This is a genomic window from Streptomyces kaniharaensis (genome assembly GCF_009569385.1).
Classification (GTDB): domain Bacteria; phylum Actinomycetota; class Actinomycetes; order Streptomycetales; family Streptomycetaceae; genus Kitasatospora; species Kitasatospora kaniharaensis.
In genome coordinates, this window is the sequence record NZ_WBOF01000001.1 from 3,341,699 (window position 1) to 3,359,073 (window position 17,375).

Annotated in this window: 13 protein-coding genes; 8 read left to right on the forward strand and 5 right to left on the reverse strand. The window is 73.3% G+C overall.

Features of this window, described 5'->3' with window-relative positions; genetic code table 11:
• Positions 1-67: 67 nt before the first annotated feature.
• The 4 genes from F7Q99_RS15340 to F7Q99_RS15355 all read left to right on the forward strand — a co-directional run bounded on the left by F7Q99_RS15340 (position 68) and on the right by F7Q99_RS15355 (position 7,361).
• On the forward strand, positions 68-841 hold the full coding sequence (locus F7Q99_RS15340; RefSeq protein WP_153461963.1) for a hypothetical protein: 774 nt from the start codon (positions 68-70) through the stop codon (positions 839-841).
• 137 nt (positions 842-978) lie between these two features.
• Positions 979-2,328, forward strand: a complete 1,350-nt coding sequence (locus F7Q99_RS15345; RefSeq protein WP_153461965.1) for a TIR-like protein FxsC — start codon at positions 979-981, stop codon at positions 2,326-2,328.
• Positions 2,325-6,344: an FxSxx-COOH system tetratricopeptide repeat protein gene (gene fxsT / locus F7Q99_RS15350; RefSeq protein ID WP_153461968.1), complete on the forward strand. Its 4,020-nt coding sequence runs from the start codon at positions 2,325-2,327 to the stop codon at positions 6,342-6,344. The genes F7Q99_RS15345 and fxsT overlap by 4 nt, the downstream gene beginning before the upstream one ends.
• 27 nt (positions 6,345-6,371) lie before the next feature.
• Positions 6,372-7,361 carry a 2-hydroxyacid dehydrogenase gene (locus F7Q99_RS15355; RefSeq protein WP_153461970.1) on the forward strand — a complete coding sequence of 330 codons (990 nt, stop codon included), beginning with the start codon at positions 6,372-6,374 and terminating at the stop codon, positions 7,359-7,361.
• A 27-nt stretch (positions 7,362-7,388) separates the two neighbouring features.
• Here the strand turns inward: F7Q99_RS15355 and F7Q99_RS15360 are convergent, their stop codons facing one another.
• The 3 genes from F7Q99_RS15360 to F7Q99_RS15370 form a co-directional block, all read right to left on the reverse strand.
• Complete coding sequence (locus tag F7Q99_RS15360; protein WP_153466220.1) at positions 7,389-8,261, reverse strand: alpha/beta fold hydrolase; 873 nt, start codon at positions 8,259-8,261, stop codon at positions 7,389-7,391.
• A 23-nt stretch (positions 8,262-8,284) separates the two neighbouring features.
• Positions 8,285-9,175 (reverse strand): DUF4231 domain-containing protein, encoded by an 891-nt coding sequence (locus F7Q99_RS15365; RefSeq protein WP_195911075.1) that lies wholly within the window; start codon positions 9,173-9,175, stop codon positions 8,285-8,287.
• Between the two features lie 216 nt (positions 9,176-9,391).
• The gene (locus F7Q99_RS15370) at positions 9,392-10,156 is read right to left on the reverse strand and encodes a sugar isomerase domain-containing protein (RefSeq protein ID WP_153461973.1); all 765 of its coding nucleotides are present in this window, start codon (positions 10,154-10,156) and stop codon (positions 9,392-9,394) included.
• A gap of 221 nt (positions 10,157-10,377) precedes the next feature.
• Here F7Q99_RS15370 and F7Q99_RS15375 point away from each other — a divergent pair, with 221 nt between their 5' ends.
• Positions 10,378-11,070: a metal-dependent transcriptional regulator gene (locus tag F7Q99_RS15375; protein ID WP_153461975.1), complete on the forward strand. Its 693-nt coding sequence runs from the start codon at positions 10,378-10,380 to the stop codon at positions 11,068-11,070.
• Between the two features lie 499 nt (positions 11,071-11,569).
• Here the strand turns inward: F7Q99_RS15375 and F7Q99_RS15380 are convergent, their stop codons facing one another.
• Positions 11,570-12,280 carry a bifunctional DNA primase/polymerase gene (locus F7Q99_RS15380; protein ID WP_407697786.1) on the reverse strand — a complete coding sequence of 237 codons (711 nt, stop codon included), beginning with the start codon at positions 12,278-12,280 and terminating at the stop codon, positions 11,570-11,572.
• A gap of 306 nt (positions 12,281-12,586) precedes the next feature.
• Between F7Q99_RS15380 and F7Q99_RS15385 the strand changes: the two genes are divergently transcribed.
• Together F7Q99_RS15385 and F7Q99_RS15390 are read left to right on the forward strand one after the other, a co-directional pair.
• Positions 12,587-13,963, forward strand: a complete 1,377-nt coding sequence (locus tag F7Q99_RS15385) for a tetratricopeptide repeat protein (protein WP_153461978.1) — start codon at positions 12,587-12,589, stop codon at positions 13,961-13,963.
• A 172-nt stretch (positions 13,964-14,135) separates the two neighbouring features.
• Positions 14,136-15,311 carry a hypothetical protein gene (locus tag F7Q99_RS15390; RefSeq protein ID WP_153461980.1) on the forward strand — a complete coding sequence of 392 codons (1,176 nt, stop codon included), beginning with the start codon at positions 14,136-14,138 and terminating at the stop codon, positions 15,309-15,311.
• A gap of 34 nt (positions 15,312-15,345) precedes the next feature.
• Here the strand turns inward: F7Q99_RS15390 and F7Q99_RS15395 are convergent, their stop codons facing one another.
• Positions 15,346-16,641 carry an ABC transporter substrate-binding protein gene (locus F7Q99_RS15395; protein WP_153461982.1) on the reverse strand — a complete coding sequence of 432 codons (1,296 nt, stop codon included), beginning with the start codon at positions 16,639-16,641 and terminating at the stop codon, positions 15,346-15,348.
• A gap of 254 nt (positions 16,642-16,895) precedes the next feature.
• Between F7Q99_RS15395 and F7Q99_RS15400 the strand changes: the two genes are divergently transcribed.
• Positions 16,896-17,330 carry an SCO4402 family protein gene (locus tag F7Q99_RS15400; RefSeq protein ID WP_407697787.1) on the forward strand — a complete coding sequence of 145 codons (435 nt, stop codon included), beginning with the start codon at positions 16,896-16,898 and terminating at the stop codon, positions 17,328-17,330.
• Positions 17,331-17,375: the final 45 nt, after the last annotated feature.

The following is a 17,375-nucleotide window of genomic DNA, read 5'->3' on the forward strand; positions in this document are numbered from 1 at the left end:
TCGGGCCCGCCCTGTCGGGCCCGCCGCGTAGGATCCGCACAGGTGATTGCCGTACGAAGGGTTCATCGTGATCGTCAAGCGGGCTGCCGTGGTCGGCGGGGTCGTTCTTGCCCTGGCCGCCGTCGCCGGGTGCGGGGGAGATGCCAGGACGGGGAACGGGAACGCGGCGAGCCCGAGCGCCACCAGCGAGCGGCTGGAATCGGCCACCGGCGGGACGATCCTTTCGGCGGGGCACAAGGAGTTCGCGCAGGCCAAGTCCGTGAAGATCACCGGGAGTGAGGTCGAAGGCGGCCAGAAGACGACCTTCACGATCTCGGCCGCCGCCAACGGCGACTGCGCGGGGTCGTTCGACTTCGGAACGGGTCAGGGCCGGGCCGAGCTGCTGCGCGCGGCCGGGCAGACGCTGGTCAAGGAGGATGCCCAACTCCTCGCCAAGCAGGGCGGGGCGAAGGCCGTGGAGCTGGGGAAGGACCGCTGGATCCGGATCAAGCCGGGTGACGACCTGGCCTCGATCACCACGTTCTGCGAGCTCAAGGGCATTCCGGTGTTCGGCGACGGTGACTGGTACAAGCAGGTCTTTTCCGACGGCACCACGACGGTGAACGGGCAGAAGGCGGTGACCGTCGTCTCGTCCACCCAGAAGGACGGCGCGTTCAACGGGTACGTCGCCGTGGACGGCCCCGCGCGCCCGGTCCGGGTCGAGTCGTCGCACGTGGAGGGGAGCACGGACGGCACGACGATGGACTTCTCCGACTACGACGCCCAGGTCACCGTCAGCCTCCCGCCCGCCGATCAGATCATCGACCTGACGTCCATCAAGCAGTCGGCCACCGGTAGCTGACCAGCACGTCGTTTCGGTCATGTCAATTCGTGCGAGTCGTTGTGCTATTCCATTGGGGCGTCAGTCGTTCCTACACTGAAGCCCCGCGCACGGGGGCTGCGGGAACCAGGTTGCCGACGGGCCCGGGGGAGGCGCGTGTGAACGACCGTGGCTGGGACGAGGACGACACCCGGCCGTACTTCTTCCTCTCCTACGCCCACACCCCGAAGGCCGGCGCACGCGGAGCCGGCGATCCCAACCACTGGGTGCGGCAGCTGTACCGGGACCTCTGCGAGGCGGTCCTGCAGCTGACCACGGTGCCCGCCGGGGCACCGGTGGGGTTCATGGACGAGTCCATGCACCAGGGCGAGTTGTGGGCGGAGCGGCTGTCGCAGGAGCTGGCGACCTGCCGGGTGTTCGTGCCGCTGTACTCGCCTCGGTACTTCAACAGCGTCCCGTGCGGACAGGAGTGGTACGCCTTCACCCGGCGCCCGGTGTACCCGGCGAACATCGACTCGGAGCGCACCAGCGGGATCGTGCCGGTGCTGTGGGCGCCGATGAGTCGCTACCGGCTGCCCAAGGTGGCCAGTGAACTCCAGTTCAACCACGCCGGGTTCGGCCCCGACTACGCCACCGAGGGCCTGTACGCGCTGATGAAGCTCACCTACTTCCGGTCCGCGTACGAGCTGGCGGTGCACCGGCTGGCGGCGCGGATCGTGCAGGTCGCGGAGGAGACGGTGATCCCGGTCGGTCGCCCGATGGACTTCAACTCCCTGCCGAGCGCGTTCAACGTGTCCGCACCCACCAAGCAGCTGCGGATCTCCGTACTCTCCTACCATCAGGGCGAACTGCCGGAGGACCGCAGCTCCGACTACTACGGCGCCAAGCGCACAGACTGGCACCCCTACCGCCCGTCCGGCTCCCCGATCGCGCAGCACGCGGTGCGGCTGGCCCGGCAGTTGGGATTCCAGCCGACGGTGCACGAGTTCGACGACGAGGCGGAGGCGATCATCGGCGGCGAGGCCACCGCACCCGGCCTGCTGCTGCTGGACCGGTGGGCGCTGCGCGACGAGCGGCGCCGCGAGCTGGTACGGCGCTTCGACCGCTCGGACGCCACCTGGGTGAGCGTCCTGGAGCCGTGGAACCTGGACGACCCGGAGTGCGAGGAACGGGAACGCGAGCTCGGCGAGTTGAGCGACCGGATCCTGCGGATCACCCGCCGCGCCAGCCGGCCGAGCTTCCTCGGCGCGACCGGCGGCCCGCCCGGGCTGACCACCCTGGACGAGTTCGACGACGCGCTGCCCCGGGCCGCGATGAAGGCCAAGTACGCCTTCGAGGGCCGCACCCGGGCCGAGCCGGACGACCCGCCGCCGCCGCGGCCCAGCCTGCGGGACGCGTTCCGGCGCGACGCGGGCCCGGGCCCCTTCGGCCAGGACGACCACCCAGACCGTGACGACGGCGACGAACCCGGCGACGGGATGGCGCCCGTGGGAGGACCTCACCGATGACTGAGAACCGCACCAGGAACCTCCGCGTCGGGGGGCTCTCCGCCGCCGAAGTGGCCGCCCAGCGCGACGCCTGGCGCGAGGCCCGGCGTCAGGCGGAGGAGCAGGACCGCAACGGCCGGATCATCACCTTCTACTCCTACAAGGGCGGCACCGGGCGCACCATGGCGCTCGCCAACACCGCCTGGATCCTGGCGGCCAACGGCTTCCGCGTGCTCACCGTGGACTGGGACCTGGAGGCGCCCGGCCTGGCCAAGTTCTTCCACCCGTTCCTGGACCCGGCCTCGCTCGCCGGCACCACCGGGATGATGGACCTGATCGCCGAGTACCGCGAGGAGGCGCTGCGGCCCGTCGAGCACGCCGAGGGCTGGCACCTCGACTTCGCCCGGGTGCACCCGCACGCGCTGTCGCTGTCCTGGCCGCTGTTCCCGGACGGCGGCAGCCTGGACTTCCTCTCCGCGGGCCAGTTCAACCGCGACTACTCCGAGGCCGTCACCCACCTGGACTGGGACATCTTCTACGACCGGTTCGACGGCGGGCAGTTCTTCGACGCGCTCAAGGCCGACATGGCCAAGCGGTACGACTACGTGCTGATCGACTCCCGCACCGGCCTGTCCGACATCGCCGAGATCTGCACCGTCCAGATGCCCGACGACCTGGTGGTCTGCTTCACCCTCAGCGACCAGTCCATCGACGGCGCCTCGCGCATAGCCCAGCACATCCACGACCGCTACCGCGAGCGCGGCATCCGCATCCTGCCCGTGCCGATGCGCATCGACGAGGGCGAGAAGGAGAAGGCCGACGCCGGGCGGGCGCTCGCCCGGGTCCGCTTCGACGGCCTGCCGGCCGGCCTGGGCGGCGAGGAACTCAACCAGTACTGGGGCTCGGTGGAGATCCCGTACCGGCCGTTCTACGCCTACGAGGAGATCCTCGCCACCTTCGGCGACCAGACCGGCACCCCCACCTCGATGCTCGCCGCCTGCGAGCGGCTCACCTCGGTGATCACCGAGGGCAGGGTCACCGGGCTGCCGGCGGTGGACGAGGAGGTGCGGCTGCGCTACGTGGACGCCTTCACCCGCCGCCGCCCGTCCGTGCCCGCCGACCTCTACCTGTCCTACGTGCCCGAGGACCGGATGTGGGCGGACTGGATCGAGTCCGTGCTCACCCGGGCCGGCTTCCGGGTGCTGCCCCGGGACCTCAGCGCCGGCACCGACCCGCGCGAGGAGACCGAACGCGGCATCGACGCCGCCTACCGGACGGTCGCCGTGCTCTCGCCCGCCTACCAGCGCTCCCCGCAGGCCCGGGCGCTGTGGGAGTCCGTGGTCAGCTCCGACCCGTCCGGCACCCGCCGCCAGCTCGTCCCCGTCCGGGTCGGCGACGTGCGGCTCACCGCGCCGTTCAGCAACCGCAACCCGGTCGACCTGGTCGGCCGCGACGAGGCGCAGTCCGTGCAGACCCTGCTGCGCGCGCTCGGCCGCGGCGACGTCGCGCTCGCCGACGACGCCGGCGGCGGGCCGCGCTACCCCGGCAGCAAGCCATCCGTGTGGGACGTGCCGCCGCGCAACCCCTCCTTCACCGGCCGCGCCGCCGTCCTGGAGCAGCTGCGCAACCAGCTGCGCGGCGGCATGGCGGCCGTCCTGCCCACCCCGCAGACGCTGTACGGGCTCGGCGGCGTCGGCAAGACGCAGGTCGCGCTGGAGTACGCGCACCGCTTCATGTCCGACTACGACCTCGTGTGGTGGATCGACGCCGAGCAGACCGAACTCGTCGCCCCGTCCCTCGCCGAGCTGGCCCGGCGCCTCGGCCTGCGCGTCGGCGACTCCGTCACCGAGGCCGCCGAGGCCGCCCGCGAGGCGCTGCGCCGCGGCGTGCCCACCCCGCGCTGGCTGCTGATCTTCGACAACGCCGACGAGCCGGCCGAGATCCGCCGGTTCTTCCCCGGCGGCTCCGGCCACATCCTGGTCACCTCGCGCAACCAGGCCTGGAGCGGGCACGCCGAGGCGCTGGAGGTCGACGTCTTCACCCGTGGCGAGAGCGTCGAGCACCTGTGCCGGCGCGCCCGCGGCCTGTCCCGCCCGGACGCCGACCGGGTCGCGGAGGCGGTCGGCGACCTGCCGCTCGCCGTCGAGGTCGCAGCCGCGTGGCTGGACACCACCGGCACCCCGGTCGAGACGTACGTCACCCAGCTGCACGCCGAGGCGGCCCGCGCACTGGCCGTCGCCCGCCCGGCCGACTACCCGACGCCGGTCGGCGCCACCTGGAACGTGTCGATCGGCCGGCTGCGCCAGCAGTCCCCGGCCGCCGTCCGGCTGCTCCAGCTGTGCGCGTTCTTCGCGCCCGAGCCGATCTCGATGAACCTCTTCTACAGCGACCAGATGATCCGGGCGCTGGTGAAGTACGACGCCGACCTCAGCGACAAGTTCATGCTGGGCAAGGTGATCCAGGCGATCGGCCGGTACGCGCTGGCCAAGGTCGACGCCGGCAGCAACAGCTTCCAGGTGCACCGGCTGGTGCAGGCGGTGATCCGCGCCGAGATGAGCGACGAGGAGCAGGAGGTCGCCGTCCACGAGGTGCACCGCATCCTCACCGGCGCCCGGCCCGTCCTCGGCGACACCGACGACCCGGCCAACTGGCCCGCCTTCGACGAGATCTGGCCGCACCTGTCGCCGTCCAAGGCGCACAACTGCGACGAGGCGGACACCCGTCAGCTGCTCATCGACCGCGTCCGCTACCTGTGGAAGCGCGGCGAACTCGACCGCGCCCGCGACCTCGGCCACGCCCTCGACACCGAGTGGACCCGCAAGCTCGGCGAGGGCGACCGGCAGACCCTGCTGCTGCGCTTCCAACTCGCCAACGTGCTGCGCTCGCAGGGCAACTACGCCGAGGCGCTGGCCCTGGACGAGGACACCCTGGAGCGCCAGCGGGCCCTGCTCGGCGAGCACCACGCGTACACCCTGATGACCGCCGGCTCCCTCGGCGCCGACCGCCGGGCGCTCGGCCGGTTCCAGGCCGCCCTCGAACTCGACCGCGAGATCCTCTCCCAGTTCCGCGAGCTGTTCGGCGACGACCACCCGCGCACCCTCGCCATGGCCAACAACCTGGCGATCGACTACCGGCTGGTCGGCGAGAGCGAACTCGCCCGCGAACTCGACCAGGAGACCCTGGACCGGCGCACCGCCGTCCTCGGCCCCAAGCACCCCTACACCCTCTCCACCAAGTCCAACCTCGCCCGCGACCTGCGCGAACTCGGCGACTACCAGGGCTCGGTGGAACTCCTCCAGGAGGTCACCGCCGACCTCGGCGACGTGCTCGACCCCGACCTGCCGGAGAACCTGCGCAACGCCAAGTCGCTCGCCGTCTCGCTGCGCCGGATCGGCCAGCTCGCCGAGGCCCGCCGGATCACCAAGGAGACCTACGAGCGCTACCTGGAGCGCTACGGCGCCGACGCGCCCGACGCGCTGGCCTGCGCGCTCAACCTGGCCGCCGACCACAGCGCCTCCGGCGACAAGGAGACCGCCCGCGACCTGTGCGCCACCGTCTACGAGGGCCACCGGCGGCTGTTCGGCGACGAGCACCCGTTCACCCTGGCCTGCGCCAACAACCTCGGCATCTACCTGCGCGGCAGCGGCGACGTCCGGGGCGCCATCGAGCGCGGCCTGGCCACCGTCGACGGGCTGACCCGCTCGGTCGGGCCGGACCACCCGTACACCCTCAACGCGATGATCAACCTGGCCAGCGCCTACGGGGAGGACGGCCAGATCGAGCGCGCCGAGGAACTGGGCCGCGCCGCCTACGAGGGCCTCTGCGCCCGCTACACGCCCCGGCACCCGGACGCCGTCGCCTGCGAGGCCAACCTGGCGATCACCCTGCGGGCGGCCGGCCGGCACACCCAGGCCGCCGAACTGCGGGCCCGCTCGATCGCCGAGCTGATCCGGCAGTTCGGCGAGGAGCATCCCAACACGGTGTCGGCGCGCGGCTGGAAGCGGATCAACCGCGACCTCGAACCGCAGCCGGTCTGATCGCGGGGGCGGGTACGCTGCGGGCCCATGAGCATGCAGTCCCCGCCCCTGCCTCCGGTCCTGGTCACCCGCCGCCTCGCGCCCGGCGTGATCGGACGGCTCACCGGGCACCACGCCGTCACCTGCCACGACTCCGACCTGGCGATGCCCAGGCCGGAGCTGCTGGCCGCCGTGCGCGGCCGGCGGGCCGTCCTCACCACCCTGGACGACCGGGTGGACGCGGAGTTCCTCGACGCGGCCGGCCCTGGGCTGCGGATCGTCGCCAACCACGCCGTCGGCCACCACAACATCGACCTCGCCGCCTGCGCCGAACGCGGCGTGCTGGTCAGCAACACCCCCGGCGTGCTCACCGACGCCACCGCCGACATGGCCTGGGCGCTGCTGCTCGCCGCCACGCGCCGGCTCGGCGAGGGCGAACGCCTGCTGCGCTCCGGCCGCCCCTGGGTGTGGGCGCCGAACTTCCTGCTCGGCATGGAACTGGCCGGCACCCCGCTCGGCATCCTCGGCATGGGCCGGATCGGGCAGGCGGTCGCCCGCCGGGCCCGGGCCTTCGACATGCCGGTCGCCTACCACAACCGCGGCGAACTGCCGCCCGAGCAGGCCGAGGGCGCCGCCTGGAAGTCCCTGGACGACCTGCTCGCCACCTCGACCGTGCTGGTCGTCACCTGCCCGCTCAGCGCAGCCACCCGGCACCTGCTGGACGCCCGGAGGCTGGCGCAACTGCCGCACGGGGCCGTGGTGGTCAGCATGACCGCCGGCGTGGTGGACGAGGAGGCGCTGGCGGCGGCGCTGGAGTCCGGCGCGCTGTTCGCCGCGGCCGTCGACAACTTCGAGCAGGAGCCGGCCGTACCGTCCGCCCTGCTCGCCCAGGAGCGCGCCGTGCTGGCCCCGCACCTCGGCAGCGCCACCGTCCGCACCCGGCAGGCGATGGGTGGCCTCGCGGTGGACAACATCCTCGCGGTGCTCGCCGGGGGCGAGCCCGTGACGCCCGTGAAGCCCCAGTCCGTGAAGCCCTAGCCCCGTGAAGCTCCAGCCCGTGAAGCCCTAGGGGCGCGTGAAGCTCTGGCCCGCCGCCCAGGCCAGGGTGGTGGTCAGCACCCGGAAGGCGCCGAAGTGCGCGGCGCCGGGCTCCAGGAACAGCTCGGCGCCCGGGATGTGATCGGCCAGCCAGCGGGAGTGCCCGACCGGGGAGAACTGGTCGTCCGCGCCGTGCCACAGCCAGGTCGGCACCGCGACGTCCTCGACCTTGAACCCCCAGTCGGCGGTGAACGCCAGCACGTCGTCGATCCAGCCGTCCGCGCCGTGCCGGAACGCCTCCCGGTAGTTGCTCTGCAGCATCCGCCGCAGCCCGGTGTCGGCCACCACCTCCCGGTCGGCGGGCGACAGTTCGGGTCGTAACCCCTTCAGCAGCCGGACCGGGTCGTCCTTGATCTGCCGGGACCGGAACTCCATCGTGTCGGCGATCCGGTCATGCCCGCGCTCCGCCTCCCGGTAGGCGCGAACGTTCGACGGGGTCATCCCGGCGTACCAGTCCAGGCCGGTCGCGTTCCGCGGCGCCAGGCCCACCAGCACCGCCACCCGGCTGACCCGCTCCGGCAGCAGCGCCGCGCAGGCCAGCGCGTGCGGGCCGCCGCCGGAGCGGCCGAGCACCGCGAAGCCGTCCAGCCCGAGATCGTCCGCGATGGTCCGCACGTCCGCCGCCGCCGCGCTCACCCGGCGCCCCGGCAGCCGGGTCGAGTCGCCGTAGCCGGGCCGGTCGTAGGAGATCAGCCGCACGCCCAGCCGGTACAGCACCGTGCTGCGCGGATGCGGGCCGACCCGGCTGCCCGGCATGCCGTGCAGCAGGAACACGGGACGGCCGCGCGGGTCGCCCAGGGACTCCACGGCGAGCGCGCGGCCGTCCGCCGCCTTGACCATTCGTAACGCCACCCGCGGCCTCCTCAGTGGTCCCGGTCGGTGGTGGTGCGGATCTCCCGGCGGGCCTGCCAGGTGGTGTGCTCGCGGGAGACCGCGTCCTCGGCGTCCCGGGCCAGCCGGGCCCAGATCTCCTCGGCGTCCGCCGACTCCACGTCCAGCCTGGTGAGCTGACGCCTGATCAGCTCCAGTTCGTCGGCGGCCAGTCCGTACGCGGCCGCCAGCGGCCGGTACTGGCGCAGCTGCGCCCACGCGGTGACCGAGGCGGCCACCGCCGAGACCGTGCCCAGCGCGTCGTAGGTGAACGCGCCGAGCGCCCGCAGCACCGCCAGCACCAGCCCGAGCGCCGGGAGCACCACGCCCAGCACGCCCGCCCAGTGGCCGGCCCGGGCGCAGTGGCGGGATTTCGAGCGGTACCAGTCGTGCTGCACCTGGATCCGCTCCCGCAGGTACACCTCGCGGCGCACCGCGAGCGGCTGCTCGCGCAGGCCGCGCATCGCCTCGGTGATCTCGGCCAGCTCCACGCCGGTGTCCGGCCCGATCACCCGGCTGCCGCGGAACGCGCCCAGCACCCGGCCGAGTTGGAAGCGGTACAGGCCCTCCGCGTCCGGCAGGGTGCGCGGCGGGGGCTGGTAGGCGTCCGCCCGGACGGCGAACTTCCAGGCCAGCGTCTTGACGGACTCGGCGGCGGCCCGGCCCTCGTACCAGAGGCCCTGCGGGTTCTGCCGGCTGATCACCACCGAGAGGGCGATCGCGCCGAGGTACGCGACGGCGGCCGGCCACGCCCACGGCTCGCCGTCGGCGGAGCCGGTTGCGGCGGCGACCACCAGGAGGATCAGCTCCCACGCGGAGAGGATCACCGCGCGGTTCTGGCCCTGCAGCGAGGCCGAGTCGGCGGTCCAGAAGAGCTCGGGCATCAGATCCCGCTCCCGCACCCACCCGGTCCGCCCCGTACCAGACGCCATGTTCGGCCCCCACCCGTCGCTCCGGTCGCACCGCTCTCCTGCCCCGGCGGGCTCCCCCGTACGCCTGCGGACGGCCCGCCCGGCCCGCAATGGCCGGGAACCCCCGGGTCGTTGTCCGGCGGGCGGCCCGAACAACCGCACGGGCCCTCGCCGTCGCGTCAGTGGCCGTCAGTAGGTGTAGAAGATCCGCTCCGCGTTGTCGTTCATCTGCCGGACGTTCCACTCCGTCCCGCCCGGCACGTTCCCCGAGCGGAACAGCGGCGGGGCGTCCCCGGTGCCCGCGGCCGCCGCGTCCGCCAGGCGGCCCACGGCCGAGGCCACCACGGCCTGCATCAGCGCGCTGGTGACGACGGTGGAGACCGGGCCGAAGGTGGTCTGCGCGGCCGGGTGGGTCAGCTCGCCGTCCCCGACCGCGATCTTGCTGTCCAGCACCACGTCGCAGTGGTCCTTCAGATACGTCCCGGACGGGTGCGCCGAGGGCACCTCGCCCGGGTAGGCGAGCGAGGTGACCCCGATCACCGTCAGCCCGCGCTCCCGGGCGTGCCGGGCCAGCTCGACCGGCATGACCTGGCGGCCGGACAGCGAGATCACGAAGAGCACGTCGCCCGCCGTCGCCGGGGTGTGGTCCAGGCCGGCGGTGGCCAGGCCGGAGACCCGCTCCAGCGCACTCGCCAGCGGTGCGGGCATCACCGTCACCCCGGCCATCCCCGGGACGTTCAGCAGGTTCATCGGCACCAGCCCGCCGGCCCGGTAGACCACGTCCTGGGCGGGCAGCGAGGAATGCCCGGCGCCGAAGGTGAAGACCCGGCGGCCCTCGGTGATCGCCTCGGCGAGCAGGGCGGCGGCGGCCTCGATGGTGCCGGCCTCCTCCTCGCGGACCCGCTGGAGGTGGGAGATCGCGGCGTCGAAGTACCGGCCGACCAGGTCGTTCATCTGCTGTCTTCGCTCTCTGCCGGTGAGGGGGCCGGCCGGGCGGGGCGGCCGGGGTGGTCCGGGCCGCCAGTGGAGAAAGCTACGGCGAGCACGCTGGCGCCTGGGCGCCGCCGCTGTCAACAGGAACGAAAACCGCTGTCGGTAGCGCCTGGGCGAGCCCGGTAGTCGGTGCGGTAGGTCAGAATTGGCGGTGAGGACACCGAAGAACGGAGCCAGCGGCGATGTCTGGGCTGATCGACACCACAGAGATGTACCTTCGCACCATCCTGGAGCTGGAGGAGGAGGGCATCACCCCGATGCGCGCCCGGATCGCCGAGCGCCTGGAGCAGAGCGGTCCCACGGTCAGCCAGACGGTCGGCCGCATGGAGCGCGACGGGCTGCTCCAGGTCGCCGGGGACCGTCACCTGGAGCTCACCGAGGAGGGCCGCCGGCTCGCGGTGCGCGTCATGCGCAAGCACCGCATCGCCGAGTGCCTCCTGGTCGACGTGATCGGCCTGGAGTGGGAGCAGGTGCACGAGGAGGCCTGCCGCTGGGAGCACGTGATGAGCGAGACGGTCGAGCGCAAGGTGCTCGCCATGCTCGGCCACCCCACCCAGTCCCCGTACGGCAACCCGATCCCGGGCCTTGACGAGCTCGGCGACGCCAAGGCCGAGGGCGAGGGCTTCGACGCCGCGCTCGTCCAGCTGGACTCGGTCCAGCCGGGCGAGGAGGGCGTCAGCGTGGTGGTCCGCCGGATCGGCGAGCCGATCCAGACCGACGAGGGCCTGATGCGCACGCTGCGCCGGGCCGGCGTCCGGCCGGGCTCCACGGTCAAGGTGAGCCCCGGTGTCGGTGGCGTCCTCGTGGGCACCGGCGAGAACGCGGCGGAGCTGGGCAAGGACATCGCCCAGCACGTCTTCGTCGCCCAGGCCTGAGTCACGCACGACAGCAGAACGCACGACGGCAGCACGCACGACACCGGCACGCACGACGAGGAGGGCCCGCTGCTCTCCGCCGGCCTTCGGCCGGACGGGACCCCTGCAGCGGGCCCTCTCACCCTCCCCGTCCCCCTCTCCCCTCCTGTCCCTCCCGTCCCCTCCGCTCCCTCCCGTCCCCTCCACCGCCCCGCCCGGCTTCCCCGTCCGAGCGTCCCTTCCGGCGTCCCCTCGCACCGCAGATCATCCCCTCGGCCGATCATGGCAATCCTTGAGCGCTGTCACTCGTACGAGGGGCTTTCGCCGTTGACCAGCGGGTACACCGAAGCCTTATCCGCACATGCGTATGACGGGCCCCGTCTCCGGTGGGAGACGAGGCCCGTCACTCGCGCGCGTTGTGTCGCGCGGTGCACGCCCTCACCCGATAGGCGTAGGGCGGCCGTTCAGCGACCGTCCAGGGGGCGGTGAGTCAGCTCGGCGCGGTGCTCGGCGGAACCACTCAGCGCACCGCTGCCGCCCGCAGGACGGGCCGGGGGCGGGTCGCGGGGGCCTCGCGCCCGCACGCGTACGCCAGCGGGCTGATCAGTTCGGCGGCGTCCGGCAGCCAGCGGTTGAGCGCCGAGGGGGAGCGGGCCCACTGGGCGTACCCGGTGCCGCCGATCCGGGACGGCGGGGCGACCGTCCAGTCCCCCTCGCCGCGGGCGACCAGGTCGAGCCGGCCGGGCGGCCAGCCGAGCTTGCGGAGCATCTCCGGCAGCTTGGCCGCGACCCCGGGCAGCACCAGGAAGTGGAGCCGCCGGCCGACCCGCCCGGGCGAGGCGGGCAGGACGACGACCGGGCCGAGCTGGAGGTCCATCCGCTCCATCCGGGCCAGGGCCAGGCAGCCGGCCGTCTCCGGGACGTCCAGGACGTCGAAGGAGCGGCCAGTGGGCAGCAGGATGGAGGCCTGCGGCCGGTCGGTCCACCAGCGCCGCACCGCCCCCGGCCCGGCGCTCGCCTTGCGGGCCCAGTCCGCGTCCAGCGGGTGGGCGCCCGGTAACGGGCAGCGCGGGTCGTCGCAGGAGCAGCGGGCGGGCCCGTCGTCGTCGATCAGCCAGGCGCCCGGGGTGACCTCCCAGTGGCGGGATTCGGCGTAGCCGACGGCTTCTATGAGGAGCGGGGGCAGTTGGGCGTTCCCGCCCTGGTCGGGGGAGTCGGGGATCTCGTTCACGCGCTGCTCAACTACCGTGCGTGAGCCTGGTTACGGCCCGGTTGGGGCCGAATAGGTGCATCCTGGCGATGTCACCCGATCCGGTGACTCAACCGAATTGGAGCGGGCGGTGGCAGGCGCAGTGGGGGCGCACGGGAGCATTTCCCAGGGCGCGTGGGGGGTGCGGTTCGTCACCGTGGGTATCCCGCTGGCGTTGCTGATCGCTAACCTGGTGTCAGATTCCTTGGACGGTCGGACAGTCGGCAACAGATCAGCAGAATCGTCGCCCGCCGGCCGGGGCCGGAGGGTGTGGGGAGGCGAAGCCCAATGGCCGCGAGACCACTCGTCGCACGACAGCCCAACGAGCGTCTGCAGCAACTGATCCAGGAGGCCAGCTGCTCCAATGCCGGCCTCGCCCGCAGGGTCAACCTCTGCGGCGCCGAGCACGGGCTGGACCTGCGCTACGACAAGACCTCCGTCGCGCGCTGGCTGCGCGGACAGCAGCCGCGCGGGCAGGCGCCGGCGGTGATCGCCGAGGCCCTGGGGCGCAAGCTGGGCCGCGGCGTGTCGGTCGAGGAGATCGGCATGGCCGACGGCAAGAACCTCAGCTCCGGCATCGGGCTGCAGTTCGCGCCGACCCTGAACGCGGCGCTGGAGCAGGTCTGCGAGCTCTGGCGCAGCGACGTCGGCCGCCGGGACTTCCTGACCGGGGCGACGGTCGCGGCCTCCGCGCTGGTCGAGCCCAGCCGGGACTGGCTGATCACCCCGCCCGACCCGGTGGTGGCGCGCACCGGCGGTCCGCGGGTCGGCCCGACGGACGTGGCCGCGATCAGGGCGACCACGGCGATGCTGGTCGACCTGGACCACCGCTTCGGCAGCGGGCACGTCCGCCCGGTGGTCGTCCACTACCTCAACTCGGTGGTCTCCGGCCTGCTCGGCGGGGCGTACCGGGAGGAGACGGGGCGGCAACTCTTCGCCGCGGTGGCCCGGTTGACCGAACTGGCCGGCTACATGGCGGTGGACACCGGGCAGCCCGGGCTCGCCCAGCGCTACTACATCCAGGCGCTCCGGCTGGCCCAGGCGGCGGACGACCGCGGCTACGGCGGCTACGTGCTGGCGGCGTCGATGAGCCACCTGGCGGCGACGCTGGGCAACCCGCGGGAGATCGCCCAACTCGCCCGCGCCGCGCAGGAGGGCGCCCGGACGGTGGCCACCCCGACGGCGATGGCGATGTTCTACGCCGCCGAGGCCCGCGGCCATGCCCTGCTCGGGGACGCCCGGTCCTGCGAGACGGTGGCGGCCAGGGCGCTGGAGATGATGGAGAAGCGCCGCCCGGAGGACGACCCGGACTGGATCGTCCACTTCGACGACGCCTACCTCGCGGACGAGCTCGCGCACTGCCACCGGGACCTCGAACAGGCCGGCCAGGCCGAGCACTACGCCCGCCGGGCGCTCGACCTGCACCCGCCGACGCGGGTCCGGCGGCGCGCGGTGGACCTCGTGCTGCTGGCCACGGCGCAGTTGCAGCAGCGCGACCTGGAGCGCGCCTGCGAGACGGGCGCGCAGGCGGTCCGGCTGCTGAGCGGACTGCGGTCCAACCGCGGCGTGGAGTACCTGGACGAGTTCCGGCGCCGGCTGGAGCCGTTCCGGGAGCAGCGGGTGGTCCGCGAGTTCCACGCCCGGGCGGACGCGGAGGCCGCCTGAGCACGGTGCGGCGCGGCGCGCGGGGAGTGTGGTGGATTGTCCCGCCCACGTGGTCAGCCGGTTCGGCGAACCGGTAGCGTGGGCGCGACGTCCAAGGAACTGTGATGCTCCCAAGAACCGACGAGATGTGGTCCGCCGTCAGCGCGCGGTCGTGCACAGGTGAGGAATCGCGTTGAGTCAGCGCCGCTCGTACCCCAACTCGGGTGACTTCAACCTGGACGACCTGTTCCGCCCCGAACCCGGCCAGCAGCCGGCCCAGCAGGGCCAGCCGCAGGCCCCGTACGGCCAGCCGCAGGCACACCCGGGTCAGCCGATGCCGCCGGTGGGGCAGCCGTCCGGGCAGCCGGAGTACCTCGGCGAGGGTGTGCACGCGATGCCGACCCAGGCGATACCGGCCCAGGGCGCGCCGTGGGGCCCCGCGCCGCAGCAGGGCGCCCCCGCGCCCGGTTACGGCTACCCGCAGGGTGACCCGGCCCCGGAGACGCAGCACCTCCCGCCGTACCCGACCGGGGACCCGAACGCGGGCGCCGGCTACCCGGCCGCCCAGCCCGGCTACCCGCAGCCCGGGCCGGCCTACCCGCCGCAGCCGGACGCCGGCTACCCCGGGTACCAGGGCCATCCGCAGGCGCAGGCCCAGCCGGTTCTGGGTTGCGACCCCCGCGTCTTCGAGACGACCGCCGTGCCGTTCCCCGAGCGCCGCGGGAGCAACCGCCCGTCCAACAAGCTGATCATCGGCGGAGTCGTGGCCGGCTGCGCGGTGGCCGGCATCCTGGTCGCCGTCCTGGTGGGCGGCGACGACAGCAAGGGCGGCAGCGACAAGAAGACCACCCCGGTGGCCGCCACCAGCAGCGCCGCCCCCGGCCCGGCGACCGCGAGCGGCTCGGGCGCCGCCATCGACCCGGACGTCAAGGCCCAGGCCCAGCCGCTGTCGGACCTGCTCGGCACCGCGAGCGACAGCCGCAACGCGGTGGTCGGCGCGGTCAGCTCGGTGCAGAAGTGCGACAAGCTGCCCGAGTCGCAGCAGGCGCTGACCGGTGCGGCCGGCAAGCGGCGCGAGCTCCAGACCAAGCTCGGCCAGCTGAAGACGGACAAGCTGCCCGGCGGACAGCAGCTGGTCGAGCAGCTCAACGCGGCCTGGACCGCCTCGGCCCAGGCCGACGACGAGTACGCGGCCTGGGCCTCGGACTCGCAGGCCCCGGGCGCCTGCGGCAAGGGCGACAACCAGCACTACAAGAACGCGGTCACGGCCAGCGGCCAGGCGACCACCGCGAAGAAGCAGGCTGCCAACCTCTGGAACGCGATCGCGACCCAGAGCGGCCTGCCCTCGCGCACCGACGGGGACCTGTGACGGGGACGACGGGGCCGTAACGGCGGCAGGGCCGTCACGCCGGCGGCTTGCCCCCGGTGAGCACCCAGCGGACGTCCACGAAGCCGGGCTGCTGCAAGGTCATCCGCCCGTTCTTCACCACCTGGTAGGTGACCCAGGTGTTCACCAGCCGCGGCGACTCGGTGCTCGGCAGCATGTTGGTGGTGCCCCAGTTCAGCGGCGGCGTGAGGCCGACGTCGACGCCCTCGCCGCTGTCCAGCAGCCCGGACACCGTCTTCGCGGTGATCTGCCTGCCGGCCGCGGCCAGCTTGTCGGAGACCGCGCGGAACACCTCGTACGAGACCCAGGTGGTCTGCACGCCGGGATCGGAGACGTCGATGGTCCTGCCGCCGGTGGTGTCGGCGCGCACCACGGCGCGCAGCCCGTCCCACACCTTCGCCGACTCCGGCGGGTACCAGCTGGTGACGTAGGCGCCGGCCAGCGGGCCGCCGTCGCCGCCGGTGGAGTCGACGACCGACTGCTGCACGCTGCCGATCACCGAGGCGATCCGGGTGTTCTTCGGCCCCAGCCGCCGGTAGGAGTCCAGCATGGTGCCGGTCGGCTCGGCGGCGAGCGCGCTGGTGATGCAGTTGCCCGGGTCGTCCCTGCCGATCGCCTTGCGGACCACCGCGGAGTAGTCGCTGGACTTCTCGGGCGCCTTGACGTCGAGCAGCTTGATCCCGGCCGGCTTGAGCGCGTTGGCCAGGTAGCCGAGCAGGTTGTCGCCGGCAGGGGTGTCCGGGCGGACCAGCGCGACGCTCCGGCAGCCGGCCTCCACCAGCTGCCGGCCGCTGCCGCCGATCAGCGCCGGCATGCCGCCGTCCACCGGGTAGGACAGCGGGCTGCTGAACTCGGGCTGGGAGAGCCCGTACCCGCCGATCAAGGGGATGCCGGCGCGCTCCAGCACGGGCATGAAGTCGTCGCCGTACTGGCTGTAGGAGCCGAGCACCGCGATGGCGCCCGCGTCCGCCGCCTGCTGCGCGCAGGCCTTGGCGCCCTCGGCGGTGTTGTGCTCGTTGCAGGTGAGCACCCGCAGCCGGCGCCCGTTTAATCCGCCCTTGAGGTTGATGTCCCGGCCGATCGCCTCGGCGAGCGCGGTCATTCCGGGCCGGTCGGCCGAGCCGGTGCCGGCCGGGGCCCAGGTCATCACGGTGAGGTCGTCGGCGCCGGTGGAGGCGTCGGCCGCTCCGCCGCACGCGGAGGCCGAGAGGAGGGCGGGGAGCAGGGCCGCGGCGCAGACGGCCGCGGCGATCGGGCGGCGGCGCCGCCCGACCTGGTGCTGAGGCTGGAACGAGCCCCTTCGGCTGGTCATCGGTCCTCCCTCTCTGGGCGCCCTTCGGCGCACCGGACCCAGCCAAGCCCGGGCGCCACAAGCCGAGAGGGCCGAAATGCGAATGGTCGGGAAACGGGTGCCGAACTCCCGGTGGGTACGCGTGTAGACGGCGAGTGGAGTACGAACAGCCGGGGAACGTACGATCGTTCTCCATGTCGGCCACCACAGATTCTTCGCACCGGTCCGCCCGAACCCCTTCTCGTCCGGGCCACCGCTCCAGCACCATGGGCGGCATGCCGCTCAACGACCTGCCCTGGTGGCGCTGGCGAGCCCGACTGCGCTCGGCGCTCCACATGCTGTCCGACCCCGGCTTCCAGCAGGAGACCTGGCTCTCCGGCCGGGAGGGGTACGGAGACGTGACCGACGCCGTCTACCGGCTGGTCGAGGACACCTGGCTGGACCGCTGGTCGGCCGAGAAGTACGTGGGCACGATCTTCCGCGACTCGGCCGAGGCCGCGCTGGTGGACGTCGCCGTGCTGCGGGTGGTCAGCCTGCTGCACGAGGTCGGCGCGGACGCCCCGGCCTCCGCGTACCTCGGCCACCCCGGCTGGCCGGAGGCCGTCCGGGCCGCCCGCGAGGCCCACGTCGCGCTGGCGGTGAGCGACGGCGACGACCCGGACGCCGCGCCCAGGTCACTGGACGTGCTGCGCATCCTCACCTCCGTCTGAGCCCCGGGGCGTCCCCGTCGTGAGCGCCGCCGTCCCGCAGTGCGG

Coding starts and splice junctions, on each gene's coding strand:
- fxsT (WP_153461968.1), top strand. CDS start 2,325: ATGACTGAGAACCGCACCAGGAACCTCCGCGTCGGGGGGCTCTCCGCC.
- F7Q99_RS15355 (WP_153461970.1), top strand. CDS start 6,372: ATGAGCATGCAGTCCCCGCCCCTGCCTCCGGTCCTGGTCACCCGCCGC.
- F7Q99_RS15360 (WP_153466220.1), bottom strand. CDS start 8,261: ATGGTCAAGGCGGCGGACGGCCGCGCGCTCGCCGTGGAGTCCCTGGGC.
- F7Q99_RS15365 (WP_195911075.1), bottom strand. CDS start 9,175: ATGCCCGAGCTCTTCTGGACCGCCGACTCGGCCTCGCTGCAGGGCCAG.
- F7Q99_RS15370 (WP_153461973.1), bottom strand. CDS start 10,156: ATGAACGACCTGGTCGGCCGGTACTTCGACGCCGCGATCTCCCACCTC.
- F7Q99_RS15375 (WP_153461975.1), top strand. CDS start 10,378: ATGTCTGGGCTGATCGACACCACAGAGATGTACCTTCGCACCATCCTG.
- F7Q99_RS15385 (WP_153461978.1), top strand. CDS start 12,587: ATGGCCGCGAGACCACTCGTCGCACGACAGCCCAACGAGCGTCTGCAG.
- F7Q99_RS15395 (WP_153461982.1), bottom strand. CDS start 16,641: ATGACCAGCCGAAGGGGCTCGTTCCAGCCTCAGCACCAGGTCGGGCGG.
- F7Q99_RS15400 (WP_407697787.1), top strand. CDS start 16,896: ATGCCGCTCAACGACCTGCCCTGGTGGCGCTGGCGAGCCCGACTGCGC.